Below are 18,747 nucleotides of genomic sequence, written 5' to 3' on the forward strand. Positions count from 1 at the left end.
AAGACCAACCGTCAGTTCACGTACCCCGTCCGAGGGCATGAGATCGAACAAGGCCACAAACTCACCGCGCGTATTGGTGGTGGCGCGCGAGACCTCTACGCCATCGACATAGATCACAACATCAGTGTTTGCAGGGGCGTGTCCGGCAACAGTTGTGATCCCCTCGGGCGGAATACGCACGATATCAAGGGAGACCGAGGCAGCACTGACCGACAGATCATTGACAGCTGACTGAGATGCGGCGGCGGTCGTATTGCCGACAACAGCCGCGTCTACATCGTCGGTCACGGGAGCGGCGGCAGACGCGGCTTGCGGGTCCTCTTTGGCGCTCTCATCACGTGTTTGATCATCGTCACCTTGGTCGGATAGGGGCGTTTGCGCCACGACTTCGGGCGTTTGCTCTCTGGGCGCAGGCGTTTGTGGTGCGACATCGTTTTGGGGGACGTCCGACGCATTAGGCGTCATCTCTTGGTCGGTGGCGTCACCATTCGGAACCGGTGTTTTTGCGGCGACTGCCGCCGTGGCGACCTCTCCGACAGCATCCGCTTGCTCGCCTTGCGCCAACGCGGCCTGATCCACACGCGCTTGATCCCCTCCCGCGGGTGCCTCCGCCTCGGGGGCTGCCACCCACAGCCCTACACCAATCGCTGCAATGATCGCGATGACTGACGCCGCCGCAACGGGTGCTGCGCGCTGAAATGCACTTTTATCTGACATAGCCCTGCTTTCGTTCCGTCGTTTCCCCACCCCATCTCGCGCAGGGTTGAGACAGCCTAACAACGCGTCTAACAAGGGTCAAAGACTTCCTTTGTTTCAAACCATTGCATATGAGGTGTTCAATGTCGCAATCTGGCCAATCTCCCCTATCCGTCTGTGTTTATTGTGGGGCGCGCGAGGGGGGCAAACCCGCTTATATGGCGGCGGCCACCGATCTGGGGCGCGTGATTGCGGATGAGGGATGGCGATTGGTGTACGGCGCGGGCGATGTCGGCCTTATGGGCGCGGTGGCACGCGCCACACAGGCCGCAGGGGGCGATACCTTTGGCGTGATCCCAGTGCACCTGATGAATATGGAGGTCGGCAAGCGCGATCTGACCGCCTTTGTGGTCACCGAAAACATGCATGAGCGCAAGAAAGTCATGTTCATGAACTCTGACGCGATTGTGGTTTTGCCTGGCGGTGCGGGCTCCCTCGACGAGTTTTTCGAGGTGCTGACGTGGAAGCAAATCGGGCTACACGACAAGCCGATCTTTTTGCTTTCAATCGATGACTATTGGGCGCCACTCAACGCCCTCATTGAGCATGTCATTGCGCAGGGGTTCGCCGCCGACACAACTGCACAGCTCTACAAAACAATATCGTCGATCGAGGCATTGACCGAGGCCTTGCGCGCCATCCGGACCTGACGGTCACGGCGCAGCGCCTGCAGGGAAAACAGCGACACAGCAAGCCAGACAAGTGGCAAGGCCACCATGTGTGGCAGTGTAATCGCCTGACCAAAAATCAAAACAGCAACAGTTAGTTGCAAGGTGGCGTTATAGTAATGTCCGATGTTGAGCGACGACAGTGTCACCCGTTTGGCCGCAACGCCGAACAACAAAAGCGGCACGCCCGTGGCTATGCCAGAAAAGGCGAGAAACGCGGTGTCATGCCAATTCGCTCCAAACGCGCCGCCGCGTACCGCATCACCACCCCACACCCCGAGATGGGCGCCAATCAAGTACACGAGCGACACAGGCATGAGCAGCGTGGTCTCGGCGGCCATTGCCAAGGTCGGCCCCGCCTCGACCCCCTTTTTGAACACGGAATAGGCGACAAAGGTCGACGACATCGCAAGCGCCATCCACGGCGCGGCCCCCAACCCAACCGTCAAAATCACAACGGCAGTCAGTGCCAATCCCATGGCGGGCCATTGCAACCCCGAAAGGCGCTCTTTGAAGACGACCCACCCTACGGCCGCGGCCAAAAGAGGCGAGATATAGTAGGCCAACGAGGCCTCAAGCGTTTTATCAATCTGGATTGCATAGACGAACAAAAACCAGTTGATCGACACGAAGATCGCCGCAGGAATGATCCGGTATATCCCGCTCCACCCAGTGCGCGGATGCAATACACCCAAGAGGTCGCGCAGGCGTCCTTGGACGAGGATCACCACGAAAAACGCCAGAAACGACCACACCGTGCGGTGGGCCAGTACCTCGAGTGGTGGCACATGGGACAGTTGCGCGTAGTAAAGCGCGGAGAGACCCCAAATGGTATAGGTGCCAAGAATAGCCAACAGGCCAATACGTGAGTCGGACATAACTCTGTTGAACGGTGAATTGTTCCCGACAGCAAGGCTCAAAACCGCTCAGGCGGATACGCACAAAAAAGGCGCCCCACACAGGAGCGCCTTTTTCTATAAAGCGAACGCCATCAAATATTAGAGGCGGCCGGCGACGTTTTCCCAATCGACCAGTTTTTCAAGGAAGTTGGTCAAATACGCAGGGCGTTTGTTGCGGAAATCGATGTAGTAGGAGTGCTCCCAAACGTCACAGCCCAAAAGTGCGGTCTGACCAAAACACAGCGGGTTCACGCCGTTCTCGGTCTTGGTCACTTTGAGCGCGCCATCTGTGTCTTTGACGAGCCATGCCCAACCGGAGCCGAACTGGCCTGCGCCCGCCGCAGCGAACTGTGCTTTGAACTCATCCACAGAGCCAAAGCTCTCAACGAGGGCTTTTTCCAATTCGGTCGGCATGGCGTTGCCGTTTGGCCCCATCATTTCCCAAAACTGGTTGTGGTTCCACAGCTGTGAGATGTTGTTGAAGATGCCGTTTTGCGCGACCGACGATTTGTCGTAGGTGCCGACAATGATCTCTTCGAGGGTCTTGCCGTCCCACTCGGTGCCCGCAATTGCCGCGTTGCCGTTGGTGACATAGGCGTTGTGGTGCAGGTCGTGGTGAAACTCGAGCGTCTCGGCGGACATGCCAAGATCAGCAAGAGCATCGTGGGCGTAAGGGAGATCGGGGAGTGCGAATGCCATTGTAAGGCCTCCTTGGAATTTTTAACTGCGGTTCTGGTCTATACCTGTTGTGTTGCGACCCATTGGTCAAGAGCACGCCGCAACATCGCGGCAAAAATTATCCATCCCGTGCGCGCATGCGTGGATATTCACGCCAAGCAATCGTGGCGCGCGCCTAGACGCGACGCTCCCACGCGCGAAAATAGACGTTGCTATGCGCCATGATCTTCGGGCGCGGCGCTTTCTCAACAACACTCTCTCTTTGGCGATGACACGCAAGCCGGTTTGGGACGGTTGCGTTGCGTCAAATACGCCGCTGAGCTCAAAACGGGGTATGAATTGCGTGCGGGTCTATTTTGTCATGGTCAATGCGGTGACTTTCGCATGTGCGAGATGTGTTAATGCATGCGGACATAACGCAAGAAGAGCCGTTTAAAACGGCATCCCGTTGCTTATCCCAACGCATATCCCGCACCGCGCACCGTGCGAAGCGGATCGTCACCGCCAAACTGACAAAGCGCCTTGCGCAGCCGTCCGATGTGGACATCTACCGTGCGTGTGTCGACATAGATATCGCGCCCCCACACTCGATCCAAAAGCTGTTCGCGCGACCATACGCGCCCCGGCTTTTCCATGAACGTTGACAGAAGGCGAAATTCGGTCGGACCCAGCTTCAACCCGTTGCCGCCGCGCGTAACACGGTGCGTCTCGGCATCCAGAGCGATATCGCTGAACTCCAACATTTCACCTGCCGCAGCGGGGCGTACGCGGCGCAACTGCGTGCGCACCCGTGCCATCAATTCAACCAAAGAATACGGCTTGACTACATAATCGTCTGCGCCAGTCTCAAGTCCGCGCACGCGGTCCACCTCTTCGCCGCGCGCAGAGAGCATAATCACCGGAATTGCGCGGGTCTCGGCCCGCATCTTCAAGCGTCGGCAAATCTCGATCCCCGAAACGCCGGGCAACATCCAATCGAGCACGATCACATCAGGCTGATCCTCATCCACCAGTAACAACGCCTCATCGCCATCTTGAGCGCGGATCACCAAATATCCTTCGGCCTCAAGGTTATAGGCCAGAACCTCACGTTGTGCGGGCTCATCCTCAACGACCAAAACACGCGGCTTTTGCGGTGACATTAGTCGTCCTCCACACCGATATGCGTGCGCGATGTCATATCACCTTTTACACGCGCCTCATCGGGCATTTCACCGGTCACAAGGTAGATCACCTGCTCCGCCACGGACGTGGCGTGGTCGCCCATGCGTTCAATGTTTTTGGCAATGAAATGCAGGTGCATACAGGCCGAAATATTGCGTGGATCTTCCATCATAAAGGTCAGGAATTCACGAAACAGGCCGTTGTACATCTGGTCAACGTCAACATCGCGGTGGCGCACGGTTTCGGCCAGAACGGCATCGCGCTGCAGATAGGCATCAAGCGCCAATCGTAGCATATCCTCGACCTCACGCGCCATGCGGCGCAGGCTTGCCCCCGCTCCATCAATCGGGCTCATCTCCGCTAAAACACCCGTGCGTTTGGCAAGGTTTTTGGCGTAGTCGCCGCAGCGCTCAAGGTTGGTCGAGATTTTCATCACCGACAACACCGTGCGCAAATCTCCCGCTGTGGGTGAACGCAGCGCGATGAGGCGTGCGGCCTCCTCATTGATCTGCACGTCAAGCGCATCAATGATTTTGTCCGCCTTGCGCACGTGCTCGGCGAGTTCCACGTCCCGCTCCTCAAGAGCGATGGAGGCATCTTTGATATTGGCTTCGACCAGTCCGCCCATTTTCATGATAAGCGCCTGAATACCCTCAAGATCACGATCAAAGGCGGAGGCAATGTGTTTTCCGTTATTCATATCTGTCTCCTGACCCTTATCCGATCCGACCGGTGATATAGCTCTCGGTGCGTGGATCCTGCGGGTTGGTGAAAATCTGGCTCGTGTCGCCGTATTCGACGAGGTTTCCGAGGTGGAAGAACGCGGTCTTTTGGCTGACACGCGCGGCTTGTTGCATCGAGTGCGTCACAATCACCACGGAGAAATTCGTGCGCAACTCATCAATCAGTTCCTCGACCTGCGCGGTCGCAATGGGGTCAAGTGCCGAGCATGGCTCGTCCATCAATAGGACTTCGGGTTCGGTGGCAATGGCGCGCGCGATGCACAGGCGTTGTTGTTGGCCACCCGAAAGCCCCGTTCCTGGCGCGTCAAGGCGGTCCTTGACCTCATCCCAGATCGCACCACGGCGCAGGGATTGCTCGACGATCACGTCCAGATCGGCCTTGCTACGGGCCAAACCGTGAATGCGTGGACCATATGCGATGTTGTCGTAAATGGATTTCGGGAACGGGTTTGGCTTTTGAAAGACCATACCGACCTTGGCGCGCAACTGCACCGGATCAACCCGCTTATCGTAGATGTTTTCGCCATCAAGCAAAATTTCTCCCGTCACACGGCAGATATCAATCGTATCGTTCATACGGTTCAAGGTGCGCAAAAACGTCGACTTGCCGCAACCGGACGGACCGATAAAGGCTGTGACGGTCTTGTCCTTGATCTCCACATCGACGTCTTTGATCGCATGGGTGTCGGCGTAATAGACTTGGACGCCCTTAGCGGAGATTTTGATGTCGTTCATATCCACGTCTCTCTTCATTAGTCGCATATCGTTCATATCTGACCCCCTTACCAACGGCGCTCGAAACGGCGGCGCAAGATAACGGCGATGATATTCATCGTCATCAAGAACCCTAAAAGAATTATGATCCCGCCCCATGCACGTTCATAGTACGCAGGATCGGCACGTTTTGCCCATTCATAGATCTGGGCAGGCATTGCGGAATTGGGATCGAAGAACCCCGATGCAATCCCATCGGGCATGTTGGACGCGATGTAGCCAACCATACCGATGAGCAAAAGTGGCGCGGTTTCACCCAAGGCCTGCGCGAGACCGATGATGGTCCCAGTCAAAATGCCGGGCATAGCGAGCGGCAACACGTGGTGAAACACCGACTGCATCTTTGACGCGCCCACACCCAAGGCCGCATCACGGATCGATGGTGGCACAGCTTTGAGGCTGGCACGCGTCGAGATAATGATCGTAGGCAAGGTCATCAAGGTGAGAACCAAACCGCCCACAAGAGGTGCGGATTGCGGCAGGTGGGCGAACTGGATGAACACAGCCAAACCAAGGATACCGAACACGATCGACGGGACAGCGGCCAGATTGGAGATGTTCACCTCAATCAAATCGGTCAGTCGATTTTGCGGTGCGAACTCTTCGAGATAGATCGATGTGGCGACCCCGATGGGCAGAGCCAGTGCAAGCACCACGAGCATCATAAATAGCGACCCAAGCATCGACACGCCAATGCCCGCTTGTTCCGGCCGGCTTTCCGAAGCATCCGCGCCAAGAATAAAATCGGCGTTAAAAACGGTTTTCATCAACCCTGCGGCCACCATCTGATCAGCAATATCAAGGTGCGCAGCGTCGAGGTTTTTGTCACGCTCAAGATCGGCAGCCTTTACACGGCCTTTGAAATAACCATCAACGCGCGACGAGACCAAAAGGCGGAATTCGACGGTTTGGCCAATCAAATCGGGATTGGCTACGACCGCATCACGCACCTGTGCGGATGCCGAGCTGGACAGCATTTTTCCAAGGTCTTTGGCTTTGGGATAGGGGTTTTCGATGCCCTGGGCCGCAAGCGTGTCCGCGAGGCCGGCCTCGACCAAAGGCTTATACCCAAAGGTCGTTACCTTGGCTATGACCTCTGGATCACGGACACCAGATTTGTCGAGTTTGGCCTCGGGCAATTCCACGGCAATGGTGACAAAGGTTTGTTTGAACGCGGGCAACCCGTTGCCCACAATGGACGTCAACAAAAACACGAGAAAGGTGAGGCCAAGTGCGATTGCGGCAATGCCGTACCCCTTGAAGCGCGCCTCAGAGGCATTGCGCCGCTTGGTGCGTTTTGTCTCCGTCAACAGGGACGATTTGGGTGCGCCTTGAGGCGCGCGGTTGGATGAGGTTGCGTCAGACATCAGTCATACTGCTCCCGATATTTGCGCACAATCACGAGTGCGATCACGTTAAGGCCAAGGGTGATCACAAACAGCGTCATACCCAGAGCAAAGGCGACAAGTGCCTCAGGCGATGAAAAATCGGCGTCGCCCGTCAATTGCGACACGATACGCGTGGTGACAGTGGTCATAGCGGCAAAGGGGTTCATGTCGAGTTGGGCGGCGGCCCCTGCCCCCAAGACGACAATCATCGTCTCACCAATCGCACGCGAGGCCGCGAGCAAAATGGCGCCGACAATACCGGGCAAAGCGGCGGGTAAAACCACCTGTTTGATCGTCTCGGACGGGGTCGCGCCAAGGCCAAGTGATCCGTCACGCATGGCTTGTGGCACCGCGTTAATGATGTCGTCAGACAAGGACGAGACAAACGGAATGAGCATCACACCCATCACCAGACCCGCGGTGATAACGGCGCGCCCACCAGCCATCCAGTCAACGCCCAGCATTCCACCATCGCCAAATAGCGACACCAACATCGGACCAACGGTAAGCAAAGCAAACAGACCGTACACAATGGTCGGAATGCCTGCGAGCACCTCAAGAAGCGGTTTGGCAAAGGCGCGGGTTTTTGGACCTGCATATTCCGACAGGTAAATAGCCGCGAACAACCCGATGGGCACAGCGACCAACAGCGCGATGATCGAGATATAGAATGTCCCCCAAAACAGCGGCAACACGCCCAACTCGGACCCGCCACCAAACGAGGGAGCCCATGTGGTTCCGAAAAAGAACTCAGACGCCGGATACAGTTTGAAAAACTCAATCGTGTTGAACAAAAGCGAAAAGACAATGCCAACGGTCGTCAGAACCGCCAAAGACGCCGCCGCCAAAAGCAGCGTGCGAACAACAGTTTCCACTTTGTTGCGGGCACGCGACACACGTGACGTTGCGCGCAATGCAAGGAAAAAGCCCACCCCTGACGCAGTAAGCGCAACAATGGTCATAATGATCCGCCCGGTAGACGATGCGGTCCGATATTTCTGAGCCGCCTGCAACACATAGCTGTCTACGTTGGACCCTAACGCGACGCCGACTTCGCCCAAAAGACTACGAACATCTGTGAACTCGGTGCGAATATCGCGCGCACGGTCTCGGCTTATCGCGCCTTGTTCAACAGCGACATCGAAGCCATCAGCGACACGGCGCACATCTGCCATAATCAGGTTGAGCGCCCCAGCATCTTCAAAGCGGTCTTGTGGAATGGTCTGTGCGATTTGCGTCTGCAAAATAATCGGCTGCATAATCAACCACGCGACCAGAACAAACAGGCCTGGGATGAGCGTCGACAACATAACGTTGGAGCCATAATAGCTTGGCAGAGAATGCAAGCGGCGGATGTCGCCCCCTGCGTCTTTAATTGCACGTGCCCGTCCGAGGACAAACCCAGTCGCACTGAGCGCGAGAACTAGAATGAAAAGCCAAAAGGCAGACATGGCCGCTCCGTATATCGTGGGGGAGAGAATTTAAACCGAAAGGAAGTCCCCCTACCTCCGCGGTCAAAAAGGGCTGCGCGATAGCCTCGCGCAGCCCCTGTGTATTGCGACGATGCGCTTAGTTCATGGTCACTTCGTTTGCAACGCCGTCTTGTGTCTGAACAAGCTCGGGGTCGGATACGAGGCCGTACTCGGCAAGCGGGCCATCGGGGCCAGCCATGTCGTCGGATACGAAGAACTCAGCGTATTCTTTAACGCCAGGGATCACGCCGATGTGGGCCGCTTTGATGTAGAAGTAAAGCGGACGCGACACGGGGTAGTTGCCCGATGCGATTGTCTCGGTTGTAGCTTCAACGCCAGACATTGTTGCCGTTTTCAGCTTGTCGGTGTTGTTCTCATAGAAGGCGAGACCAAACACGCCGATTGCGTTTGTGTTCGCAGCGATCGAGGCAAGCGTTTCGGTGTAGTCGCCGTCGATGTCGATGGATTTGCCATCTGTACGCACGAGCAAACATGCATCTTCTGCGTCATCTTCGGACATGCCGCCAGCAACCATAGCTGCCATTGCGCCTGTTTCTTCACAGCCCGCTGCGATCACTTTTTCCTCAAACACTTCGCGTGTGCCGTGCTTTGTACCAGGGATGAAGGCAAGGATGTCTTCGGCAGGCAGATCAGCGTTGAAATCGGACCACTTTGTGTAGGGGTTGTCGACAAGCGCGCCGTCAACGACCACTTTTGGAGCCAAAGCGTTGAAGATGTCGGCTTCGGTGAATGCGGTGAATGCTGGACCGTCGATCTGGGATGCGAACACGATGCCGTCATAGCCGATGCGTACTTCGATGATGTCAGTCACGCCAGCGTCTGCACAGACAGAAATCTCAGAGTCTTTGATTTTGCGCGATGCGTTTGCAACGTCGATGGTGTTTTCGCCAACACCCTCGCAAAAGCGCTTGAGACCGGCGGAAGAGCCACCAGATTCAACAACAGGTGTTGGGAAGTCAAAGTTCTCACCGAAGGCTTCGGCCACGATGGAGGCGTAAGGCAGAACGGTGGACGAACCTGCGACTTGAACCTGATCACGTGCAGAGGCTGCGGTTGCGGATGCAGCGGCGAGTGCCAGTGCGGATACGGTCAATTTTACGAAAGACATATAAAGCTCCTGTTGTCTTATCTCAGGGGTGTCATTCCCCTTCGACACCGAGACCTAAGGCCCGCTCGCAATGCTTTTGTGTAAGTTTTGTAACAGATTAATGACATGGGCCAAAATGCTCAAAAAAAGCGGCGTATAGATTTTCGCGTCTCCATCCCAAAAGACGCGGGGCGCCGAGATCGTAACCCCTTATTCATAAGGCAAAATAACAGAAAAGCAGCTGCCTTTTCCCGCATAGCTTTCGATCCTGAGCCGTCCGCGATGTCGGTTAATGATGTGTTTTACAATCGCCAAACCAAGCCCCGTACCGCCCATTTCACGCGAGCGGTGAGAATCAACACGGTAGAACCGCTGGGTGAGGCGCGGGATATGCTCTTGGGCTATTCCCTCGCCTTGATCGGCCACATCGACGCGCAATGCAGGGCCGCGCATGGTCGGCTCTTGGGTATGGCCCGCGACACAGATTGACACCTGACGCCCCGCACCGCCGTACTTGATCGCGTTCTCAACGAGATTTGTGAACACTTGCGTTAACTGGTCCTGATCGCCCATGACACGGTCGCTACCCTCTGCCCCTTCGAGCACAAGTGTTACATTCTGTTTTTGTGCGAAGGGCGATAAAGACAAAACAACAGAGCGCAAAATGGCGCTGACATCGACATCATCGGTCGGGCGCACACGCCGGTTCGCCTCAACACGTGACAGCGACAATAAATCACCCACAATGCGGTTCATCCGCCGCGCCTCTTTGCCCATAATCTCGAGAAACCGCATACGCGCGCCCGCATCGTTGGCCGCTGGCCCTTGTAGAGTTTCGATAAATCCCAAGACGGCCGTAAGCGGCGTGCGCAATTCATGCGATACGTTCGCCACAAAGTCGCGCCGCATCAGGCCCGCGTCCTCCACCTCGGTGCGATCCTCAAAGGCAACAGTGACACAGGCGAAGTCATCAGTCACCACGGGGCGCGCGTGAACCGCATAATGCAGATCGTGCCCGCCCTCGCTCACGCTGTATTGCGCCTGTGCAGGCTCGGAAAGACGCAGAACGCTTTCAATCGCGTCCAACACCATGGGCTGGCGCATCACGGTGATATAGTGACGCCCGATGGTGCCCGCGCCAAACATGGATTCGGCTTGGCTATTGATCGCTAAAATACGCTCATCGCGTCCGACGATGATGACCGGAAACGGCATTGCCCCCGCCAGTTCGCCCACCAAACGCGATTGCATTACATCATTTGTATTCAACTCTCTCACGGGGGTCTCCTTGCACATGTGCGCGCCAGATTAATCGTCGATCATCACACTGCCATGACACTGGATACTGGCGCGTATGCCCTAGCCGTCGATGGCAACAAGACCCTCGCGAAACTCCCGCGCGCGGCTTTGGTAGTGCAGTGCAGAGGTTTTGAGTGCTTGGATTTGCTCCGCGCTCAGGGCGCGCACAACCTTGCCCGGAACCCCCATCACCAAAGATCCGTCAGGAATCTCTTTGCCTTCGGTGATCAACGCCCCTGCCCCGATCAGACAATCGCGACCGATTTTGGCTCCATTCAAAACCGTAGCGCCCATCCCGATTAAAGAGTTTTCACCAATGTGACAGCCGTGCAGCATCGCCTTGTGCCCGATTGTGCATCCCGCCTCGATCGTAAGCGGAAATCCCATATCCGTGTGTAGAACGCTATTCTCTTGCACGTTGGACCCCGCGCCGATTTCAATCGCCTCGTTGTCGCCGCGCAGCGTGGCTCCGAACCAGATGTTCGCGCCCTCGCCCAAGACAACTTTGCCAATCACGTTGGCATCTGGGGCAACCCAGTAGTCGCCATTGACCGGCAAAACCGGGGTGTGATCACCGAGCATATATAATGTCATGTCTCTTTCCCTTCGAACTCTGATTGCAAGGTGCGCACAAAACCGAGCAAGCCGGGCTGTTGGCGGCGGCGCAGACGCTCGGCGGCAATGATGGTCTTGAGCCGCTCGAACGAGTGATCCAGATCGTCATTGACCAACACGTAGTCATACCCGTCCCAATGGCTGATCTCATCCCAACTTTGGCGCATGCGTTGTTCGATGACTTCGGCGCTATCTTGACCACGGGTTTCCAAACGGCGGCGCAACTCCGTGATGGAGGGTGGCAAGACAAAGATCGACAACACGTGATCGCGCAAGGCCGAGTTGGCAATTTGTTGTGCGCCTTGCCAATCCACATCGAACAACACATCCGATCCGGCCTCAATGGCCTCGCGGACTGGCCCCGCCGGCGAGCCGTAATAGTTGCCGAAGACCAAAGCGTGCTCCAACATCTCGCCCGCACCGACCATATGTTTAAAGGTGTCTTCGTCCGAGAAATGGTAATGCGTCCCGTCAACCTCACCCGCGCGCGGGCTACGGGTCGTGCTGGACACAGAGAATCGCAAGGTCTCATCCCACTCCATAAGCCGCTTGGCCAAGGTCGATTTCCCCGCCCCTGAGGGAGAGGACAGAATGATCAAGAGGCCGCGGCGATCAGTGGTCATATTAAAGGCTCCGTCGTGACTGTATCGAGGCCACCCCTGTGCGGCCTGCTCAATTATCCGCTTACTCATATCCTCGCGCTGCCGGTTTGGCTACCTATGCGGATGCGCCAAGGCGCAAATGAGACTCAATTGTGGCGCAAGCTCATCCAGGTCGTTTAAAACGGCACACGCTAGCCGCAATCTTGCCCGCATTTGCCGACTCAAAAGATTAACACAGCCTCGGTTTCCCTCCAAAGTGGCGCAGGAAGGCATAATTTTTTCGCGCCAAGTCCCGCGTATAAAACCAAATCGAACCAAGAGCCATGACACAGGACAAATAATTGAAATTAAATACATAAATATGAAATTTGCAGGAATTCGGGTTTCAATACACCTGTCAATTTTGTCCGATTTTTCACGGTTAACGGCCCGGGCGTTAACCATTGCTTAGGAAATTCCACCAATTGGGGCAAAGTCATGGCATATTCAGGTCAAGCCAGCGGTGAGACACTGCTACCAACGCACACACGGTCGACGGCGGGAAAACGCATAGCCCCGCTACCAAGACCCGAGACGACTGACACAAGGTGAAGATTATGAGCATCAATTCTATCAACGGTACAAACGTCGTTTCCATGATGCCGCGCCGCGCGGAAATGATCTTTCCTGCTCTTAAAGATGTAGAGGCCTATTGGGAGGGTCTTCGCAACGGTCGTCCAATCCCGTCACGCGGCGATATCGATCCCCGTGGCATGCAGTCCGCTCTGGAATATGCCTTCATCCTTGAGCGCATCGCGCCCGGCGTGGCCCGTTTTCGCCTCGCGGGGATGCACCTCACGGATCTGATGGGGATGGAAGTGCGCGGCATGCCACTCACCGCGATGTTCACTCCCGAGGCGCGCACCCAGATTTCCGCAGCCCTAGAAGCCGTGTGCGAGACGCCCAACGTCACAACAATCACACTGAAATCTTCGGGCGGTATGGGCCGCCCTGCGCTTGAGGCGCAATTGCTTTTGTGCCCGTTGAAATCTGATCTGGGTGATGTGAACCGTGTTCTGGGGTGCTTGCAGTCCAAAGGCGATATTGGCCGCCAGCCGCGCCGCTTTGACGTGGTTGAGGTTACAACCCGCGACCTGTTGACCGATATGCCCGCGACCGTTCAGACGCCCGCCGCGAAAACACCCGCGACCGAAATTCCGGGATTTGTCGAGGCACACCGCCCCCGCGAAACCGAGATCCGCGAGACACCCAAAAGCGCGCCAAAGGCGACTGTCCCGTTCCTGAAACTGGTCAGCAACAACGACGCCTAAGACCAATCGCATCTTGTGACCTGAGATCTTTGCTTGCGCCCAAGCATCACACCCGCCAACTTGGCAGTGATTAAAGAATAGATAGGGCCGCGCTGCGATGCAGGTAAACTACGCGATTGAACCAGACTTAACGGCGCAAGCGTTTTTGGACGTGTTGCGCCGCTCGACATTGGCCGAGCGCCGCCCCGTTGACGATAGCGATAAAATCGCAGGGATGGTTGCGCGCGCTGATGTGATTGTGACGGCACGCGATGAGGCGGGAACCCTTCTTGGCGTGGCGCGCTCCATCACCGATTTTCACTACGCACTGTATTGCTCCGAGTTATGCGTTGATACCACGGCGCAAGGGCACGGGATCGGCAAGGCGCTCTTGGCGCATACAGTCGCCGCGGCGCCCAATTGCTCCGCCTACCTGTTGCTCTCCGCCCCCAAAGCGGTCAGCTTTTACGAAGCGGCGGGGTATAAGCGCCACGGGGATTGCTTTATGTTCGCATAGGCGCGCCGCGAACAAACAAAAAGCCGCGCACGAGGCGCGGCTTTTCAGATTGCATAAGAGTGGAGAGTTACGCCGTTGCGGCGAAGGCTGCACCACTGCGGGTCTTTTGCAACTCTTCAGCCACAAGAAACGCAAGTTCCAACGACTGCGATGCATTGAGACGCGGATCACATGCAGTGTGGTAGCGGTCTGACAAATCCTCATCCGTCACGGCGCGCACGCCGCCCGTGCATTCGGTCACGTCTTTGCCCGTCATTTCGAAATGCACACCGCCAGGGATCGTCCCCTCGGCGCGGTGAATGGCAAAGAATTCCTGAACTTCCGACAACACGTCCTCAAAGGGGCGCGTTTTATAGCCAGACGGGGATTTGATCGTATTGCCGTGCATCGGATCGCACGACCAGACAACGTTTGCGCCCTCTTCCTTGACCGCTTGGATCAAGCGCGGCAGATGCTCGGCCACTTTACCCGCGCCAAAACGCGCGATGAGGGTCAAACGGCCTGCTTCATTGGCAGGGTTGAGTTTCGCCATCAACACTTTGAGGTCTTCGGCGGTTGTGGTCGGGCCGCATTTCAACCCGATCGGGTTTTCAACGCCGGCACAGAACTCAACATGCGCGCCATCAGGCTGGCGAGTGCGATCGCCGATCCAGATCATGTGACCAGAACCTGCAATCGTCGCACCTGTGGTGCTATCGACACGGGTCAACGCCTCTTCATATTCGAGCAAAAGCGCCTCGTGGGAGGTGTAGAAGTCCACGGTTTTAAGGTCGGAGTTTTTATCCGATGTCATGCCCGCAGCGGCCATGAAATCAAGCGTGTCTTGAATACGGCTTGCCATGTCGCGGTACTTTTCGGCCTCGTCATTTTCGGTGAACCCAAGGGTCCATGCGTGCACGCGGTGCACATCGGCGAAGCCCCCCTTGGAAAAGGCGCGCAACAGGTTGAGCGAGGCTGCGGCTTGGGTATAGGCCTGCAACATGCGCTGAGGATCGGGAATGCGCGCTTCGGGTGTGAAATCGAAACCGTTGATGATGTCGCCACGGTAGCTTGGCAATTCGACGCCGTTCGCAGTTTCGGTATTGGCCGACCGCGGTTTGGCAAATTGCCCTGCCATACGACCGACTTTGATCACAGGCACTTTGGCACCGAAGGTCAAAACCATCGCCATTTGCAGCATGACCTTAAAGGTATCGCGGATTGTGTCGGCGCCAAACTCGGCAAAGCTTTCGGCACAATCGCCACCCTGCAACAAGAACGCCTCGCCGCGTGATGCTTTTGCCAGTTCCTTTTTGAGGGAGCGGACTTCACCGGCAAAAACCAGTGGGGGATATTTGGCAAGTTGAGATTCGACAGAATTTAACGCAGCTTGGTCCGTATAATCGGGCATTTGCACACGCGGTTTGTTTCGCCATGTGGATTTGGACCAGTCCGTCATTGTCATCACTCCGTAAATTGCTCGTTCGATGTCAAGTTTACGCTCCCTATAGATTAGGCCTAGCGTAAACGGTTGACCGCTTATAGGCGCAGCCGTGAGGTGTTAAAACCCATAAATCCGCCGCCCGCATAAGATCAACATGTTATCCCGATTGGCCCGAATGCCTACGAAGTCCCCGTGCGTCTGGTGGCATATCATTCACGGGCGATTCGCCCTCTTGAGAGGGAGATTGCAGCTTTAAGATGTATCACAATCAAATATCCGTAGGTAATTCGACTGAAAATTCACAGATATAAAGTGATTAACGGCAGTAAAAGTTGACCCAATAGGCGTTCTTCCCAAATTCGCAACCCAACGGAAAGAAAATCGACATTTGCCTGTGCAGTTTCTTTCCAATAGGCTTTGATACTGGCAATGGGTCCCGCACAAATGACGGGGCTAAAGACCAATACTGGGAGATACAATCTATGAAGAAAATTCTGTTGGCCTCTGTGGCCTCCACCATGTTTGCTGGCGCTGCGTTCGCTGATGACGTGAAAATTGCGGTTGTTCTGGGTTTCTCTGGCCCCGCAGAATCACTGTCCGTCGACATGGGCGCAGGTGTTGAAGCGGCTTTGGCTGAAGTCTCCGAGAGCGGTTTGTTCCTCGGCGGAACAACAATCACGCCTGTTCGCGGCGATTCCACATGTACAGACGCGGCTGTGGCCACGTCCGTTGCTGAGCGCATGATCACATCCGAAGGCGTTGTTGCCATCATCGGTGGTCTTTGCTCCGGCGCAACCGGCGCGATGCTGCAAAACGTGTCCGTTCCAAACGGCATGGTTCAGTTTTCGCCCTCCGCAACATCGCCCTCTTTGACAACTGTCGAAGACAACGGCCTGTTCTTCCGCACCTCCCCCTCTGACGCGCGTCAGGGTCAGGTGATGGCGGAAAGCCTCCTTGAAAAAGGTATCAAATCCGTTGCTGTGACCTACACAAACAACGACTACGGCAAAGGTTTGGCTGACGCGTTTGAAAGCTCCTACACCGAAATGGGTGGCGAAGTGACAATCAACGCCGCTCACGAAGACGGCAAAGCGGACTATTCCGCTGAAGTTGGTGCCTTGGCTGCGGCCGGTGGTGATCTTCTCGTCGTGGTTGGCTACATCGACCAAGGTGGTCCGGGCATCATCCGCGCAGCTCTCGACACAGGCGCATTTGACCGTTTCCACCTCCCCGATGCGATGATCGGTGACGCCCTCGAAGAGCGCTTTGGCGCAGAATTGAACGGCTCCACAGGTCAGGTTCCTGGCTCCGACAGCCCAGGTGGTCAGATGCTCGTCGCAATCGGCGAAGCACGCGGCTACAACGGCACTGCCCCTTATGCCCCTGAGTCCTACGACTCCGGCGCGCTCGTCACCCTTGCAATGCAGGCGGCTGGATCCACCGATCCACAAGTCTACAAAGACAAGTTCTACGACGTTGCAAACGCACCGGGCGAGAAAATCTTCCCAGGTGAATTGGCAAAAGCCCTTCAAATTCTCGCAGATGGCGGCGAAATTGATTACGTTGGCGGTTCCGCTGTTGAATTGATCGAACCCGGTGAGGCCGCTGGCTCCTACCGTGAGATCGTATTCGAAGACGGCAAAATCGTTACGGTTGGCTACCGCTAATCCGGTCTAACCGAACTATGACAGCCCGAGTGGACGGACCACTCGGGCTGTTTTGCAATAATCCAGACGCGTGAGGCAAACATCACGCGCGACACACATATTTTCGGGGGAAAACAGATGATCGAAGTGCGTGATCTTCACATGCATTTCGGCGGTTTCCGCGCAGTGGACGGGGCGAGCCTGACCATTGCTGAAGGGTCGATTACGGGTCTCATTGGCCCGAACGGCGCAGGGAAAACGTCGCTTTTCAACTGTATCGCAGGGGTTTTGACCCCCACCTCAGGCCATGTCCTGTTTAATGGTGAGGACATCACGGGGCTCAAGCCCCACGAGTTGTTCCACAAAGGTATTTTGCGCACCTTCCAGATTGCGCATGAATTTTCCACGATGACGGTGCGCGAGAACCTGATGATGGTGCCCGCAAACCAGACGGGTGAGACGCTTTGGAATGCGTGGTTCAAACGCAAAACCATCGCCGCCGAGGAAGCCGCATTGCGCCAAAAGGCCGATGAAGTCCTTGAATTCCTGACGATTTCACATATCGCGGATGAGAAAGCGGGCAATATCTCTGGGGGCCAGAAAAAGCTGTTAGAGCTTGGCCGCACCATGATGGTTGACGCCAAAATCGTATTTCTCGACGAGGTCGGCGCAGGTGTAAACCGCACGCTGCTTTATACAATTGCCGATGCGATCAAACGCCTCAACGTCGAGCGCGGTTATACGTTTTGTATGATCGAACACGACATGGAGTTTATCAAAATGCTGTGTGATCCGGTGATCGTGATGGCCGAGGGCAAAGTGATGGCCACAGGTTCCGCCGAGGGCATCATGCAAAACGAGGAGGTCATCGAGGCCTATCTCGGCACCGGCATCAAGAACAAAGAGGCGACCGAGGGTTTGACCAAAGACGCCAAACCCGCCGCTAAAAAGGCAGCATCTAAAAAGACCGCCGCCAAAAAGACGGGAGACGCAACATGAGCTTTTTACACGCAAATGCCATGACGGGCGGCTACGGCACCGGCGCAGACATCTTGCACGATTGCTCTTTGACCGTTCAAAAAGGCGAAATTGCCGTGATCGTTGGCCCCAACGGGGCGGGCAAATCCACCGCGATGAAAGCGGTCTTTGGTATGCTCAATCTACGCCAAGGCAGCGTCAATCTGGACGGCGAAGACATCACTCACCTGAGCCCGCAAGAGCGCGTGCGCAAGGGTATGGGCTTTGTCCCGCAAACCAACAACATTTTCCCCACAATGACAGTGCGCGAAAACTTGGAAATGGGTGCATTCATTCGCAGTGACGACATCGAAGCGTCCATAGACCTGGTCTACGAACTGTTTCCCGCCGTCTTTGAGAAACGCAACCAGAACGCGGGCGAATTGTCGGGTGGTCAACGTCAACAGGTGGCCGTGGGCCGCGCGTTGATGACCAAACCCAAATTGCTGATGCTTGATGAGCCAACTGCGGGCGTCTCGCCCATCGTTATGGACGAGCTGTTCGACCGTATTATCGAGGTGGCCCGCACAGGGATCTCCATCCTGATGGTGGAACAAAACGCCCGTCAAGCTCTTGATATCGCTGACAAAGGATATGTTCTCGTGCAAGGCGCAAACGCATACACCGACACTGGCGCGAACCTTCTCGCCGACGATGAGGTGCGCCGCACCTTCTTGGGGGGCTAAGAC

Annotated in this window: 19 protein-coding genes; 6 read left to right on the top strand and 13 right to left on the bottom strand. The window is 56.0% G+C overall.

What is annotated here, in order from left to right:
- Nucleotides 1-717 (bottom strand): hypothetical protein (locus tag ACTG34_RS00025; RefSeq protein ID WP_439103011.1); only part of this gene is annotated, 717 nt, incomplete at its 3' end.
- Nucleotides 718-839: 122 nt separating this feature from the next.
- On the opposite strand from ACTG34_RS00025, the gene ACTG34_RS00030 reads away from it, so the two are divergent.
- A complete protein-coding gene (locus ACTG34_RS00030) occupies nt 840-1,406 on the top strand; it encodes a TIGR00730 family Rossman fold protein (RefSeq protein WP_439103012.1) in 567 nt (188 codons plus the stop codon).
- Here the strand turns inward: ACTG34_RS00030 and rarD are convergent.
- The 11 genes from rarD to gmk form a co-directional block, all read right to left on the bottom strand.
- A complete protein-coding gene (gene rarD, locus ACTG34_RS00035; RefSeq protein ID WP_439103013.1) occupies nt 1,346-2,302 on the bottom strand; it encodes an EamA family transporter RarD in 957 nt (318 codons plus the stop codon). The genes ACTG34_RS00030 and rarD overlap by 61 nt on opposite strands.
- Before the next feature lie 120 nt (nt 2,303-2,422).
- Nucleotides 2,423-3,022: a superoxide dismutase gene (locus tag ACTG34_RS00040; protein ID WP_439103014.1), complete on the bottom strand. Its 600-nt coding sequence runs from the start codon at nt 3,020-3,022 to the stop codon at nt 2,423-2,425.
- Nucleotides 3,023-3,453: 431 nt separating this feature from the next.
- Nucleotides 3,454-4,143 carry a phosphate regulon transcriptional regulator PhoB gene (gene phoB / locus ACTG34_RS00045; protein ID WP_439103015.1) on the bottom strand — a complete coding sequence of 230 codons (690 nt, stop codon included), beginning with the start codon at nt 4,141-4,143 and terminating at the stop codon, nt 3,454-3,456.
- A complete protein-coding gene (gene phoU, locus ACTG34_RS00050; protein ID WP_439103016.1) occupies nt 4,143-4,865 on the bottom strand; it encodes a phosphate signaling complex protein PhoU in 723 nt (240 codons plus the stop codon). Before phoU ends, phoB begins: the two co-directional genes overlap by 1 nt.
- A gap of 16 nt (nt 4,866-4,881) precedes the next feature.
- Nucleotides 4,882-5,679: a phosphate ABC transporter ATP-binding protein PstB gene (pstB, locus tag ACTG34_RS00055; protein ID WP_439103017.1), complete on the bottom strand. Its 798-nt coding sequence runs from the start codon at nt 5,677-5,679 to the stop codon at nt 4,882-4,884.
- A gap of 11 nt (nt 5,680-5,690) precedes the next feature.
- On the bottom strand, nt 5,691-7,049 hold the full coding sequence (pstA, locus tag ACTG34_RS00060; protein WP_439103018.1) for a phosphate ABC transporter permease PstA: 1,359 nt from the start codon (nt 7,047-7,049) through the stop codon (nt 5,691-5,693).
- Nucleotides 7,049-8,521: a phosphate ABC transporter permease subunit PstC gene (gene pstC, locus ACTG34_RS00065; RefSeq protein ID WP_439103019.1), complete on the bottom strand. Its 1,473-nt coding sequence runs from the start codon at nt 8,519-8,521 to the stop codon at nt 7,049-7,051. The genes pstA and pstC overlap by 1 nt, the downstream gene beginning before the upstream one ends.
- A 118-nt stretch (nt 8,522-8,639) precedes the next feature.
- Entirely contained in the window at nt 8,640-9,671 is a 1,032-nt protein-coding gene (locus tag ACTG34_RS00070; protein WP_062215365.1) for a substrate-binding domain-containing protein, read from the bottom strand.
- 189 nt (nt 9,672-9,860) lie between these two features.
- Nucleotides 9,861-10,901 carry a sensor histidine kinase gene (locus ACTG34_RS00075; RefSeq protein WP_439103109.1) on the bottom strand — a complete coding sequence of 347 codons (1,041 nt, stop codon included), beginning with the start codon at nt 10,899-10,901 and terminating at the stop codon, nt 9,861-9,863.
- Nucleotides 10,902-11,009: 108 nt separating this feature from the next.
- Entirely contained in the window at nt 11,010-11,543 is a 534-nt protein-coding gene (locus ACTG34_RS00080) for a gamma carbonic anhydrase family protein (protein ID WP_439103020.1), read from the bottom strand.
- Nucleotides 11,540-12,187, bottom strand: coding sequence for a guanylate kinase (gmk, locus tag ACTG34_RS00085; protein WP_439103021.1), 648 nt, complete (start codon nt 12,185-12,187; stop codon nt 11,540-11,542). The genes ACTG34_RS00080 and gmk overlap by 4 nt, the downstream gene beginning before the upstream one ends.
- 575 nt (nt 12,188-12,762) lie before the next feature.
- Between gmk and ACTG34_RS00090 the strand changes: the two genes are divergently transcribed.
- Both ACTG34_RS00090 and ACTG34_RS00095 read left to right on the top strand, forming a co-directional pair.
- Nucleotides 12,763-13,476, top strand: a complete 714-nt coding sequence (locus tag ACTG34_RS00090; RefSeq protein ID WP_439103022.1) for a PAS domain-containing protein — start codon at nt 12,763-12,765, stop codon at nt 13,474-13,476.
- Between the two features lie 97 nt (nt 13,477-13,573).
- Complete coding sequence (locus ACTG34_RS00095; RefSeq protein ID WP_439103023.1) at nt 13,574-13,972, top strand: GNAT family N-acetyltransferase; 399 nt, start codon at nt 13,574-13,576, stop codon at nt 13,970-13,972.
- Between the two features lie 67 nt (nt 13,973-14,039).
- Here the strand turns inward: ACTG34_RS00095 and ACTG34_RS00100 are convergent, their stop codons facing one another.
- Nucleotides 14,040-15,410, bottom strand: coding sequence for a class II 3-deoxy-7-phosphoheptulonate synthase (locus ACTG34_RS00100; RefSeq protein WP_439103024.1), 1,371 nt, complete (start codon nt 15,408-15,410; stop codon nt 14,040-14,042).
- Between the two features lie 467 nt (nt 15,411-15,877).
- Here ACTG34_RS00100 and ACTG34_RS00105 point away from each other — a divergent pair, with 467 nt between their 5' ends.
- The 3 genes from ACTG34_RS00105 to ACTG34_RS00115 all read left to right on the top strand — a co-directional run bounded on the left by ACTG34_RS00105 (nt 15,878) and on the right by ACTG34_RS00115 (nt 18,744).
- Nucleotides 15,878-17,062: an ABC transporter substrate-binding protein gene (locus ACTG34_RS00105; protein WP_439103025.1), complete on the top strand. Its 1,185-nt coding sequence runs from the start codon at nt 15,878-15,880 to the stop codon at nt 17,060-17,062.
- A 117-nt stretch (nt 17,063-17,179) separates the two neighbouring features.
- Entirely contained in the window at nt 17,180-18,040 is an 861-nt protein-coding gene (locus tag ACTG34_RS00110; RefSeq protein WP_439103027.1) for an ABC transporter ATP-binding protein, read from the top strand.
- Nucleotides 18,037-18,744, top strand: a complete 708-nt coding sequence (locus ACTG34_RS00115; protein ID WP_439103028.1) for an ABC transporter ATP-binding protein — start codon at nt 18,037-18,039, stop codon at nt 18,742-18,744. Before ACTG34_RS00110 ends, ACTG34_RS00115 begins: the two co-directional genes overlap by 4 nt.
- Nucleotides 18,745-18,747 lie beyond the last annotated feature (3 nt).

Source organism: Celeribacter marinus, from assembly GCF_965656515.1.
GTDB classification, from domain to species: Bacteria; Pseudomonadota; Alphaproteobacteria; order Rhodobacterales; family Rhodobacteraceae; genus Celeribacter; species Celeribacter marinus_D.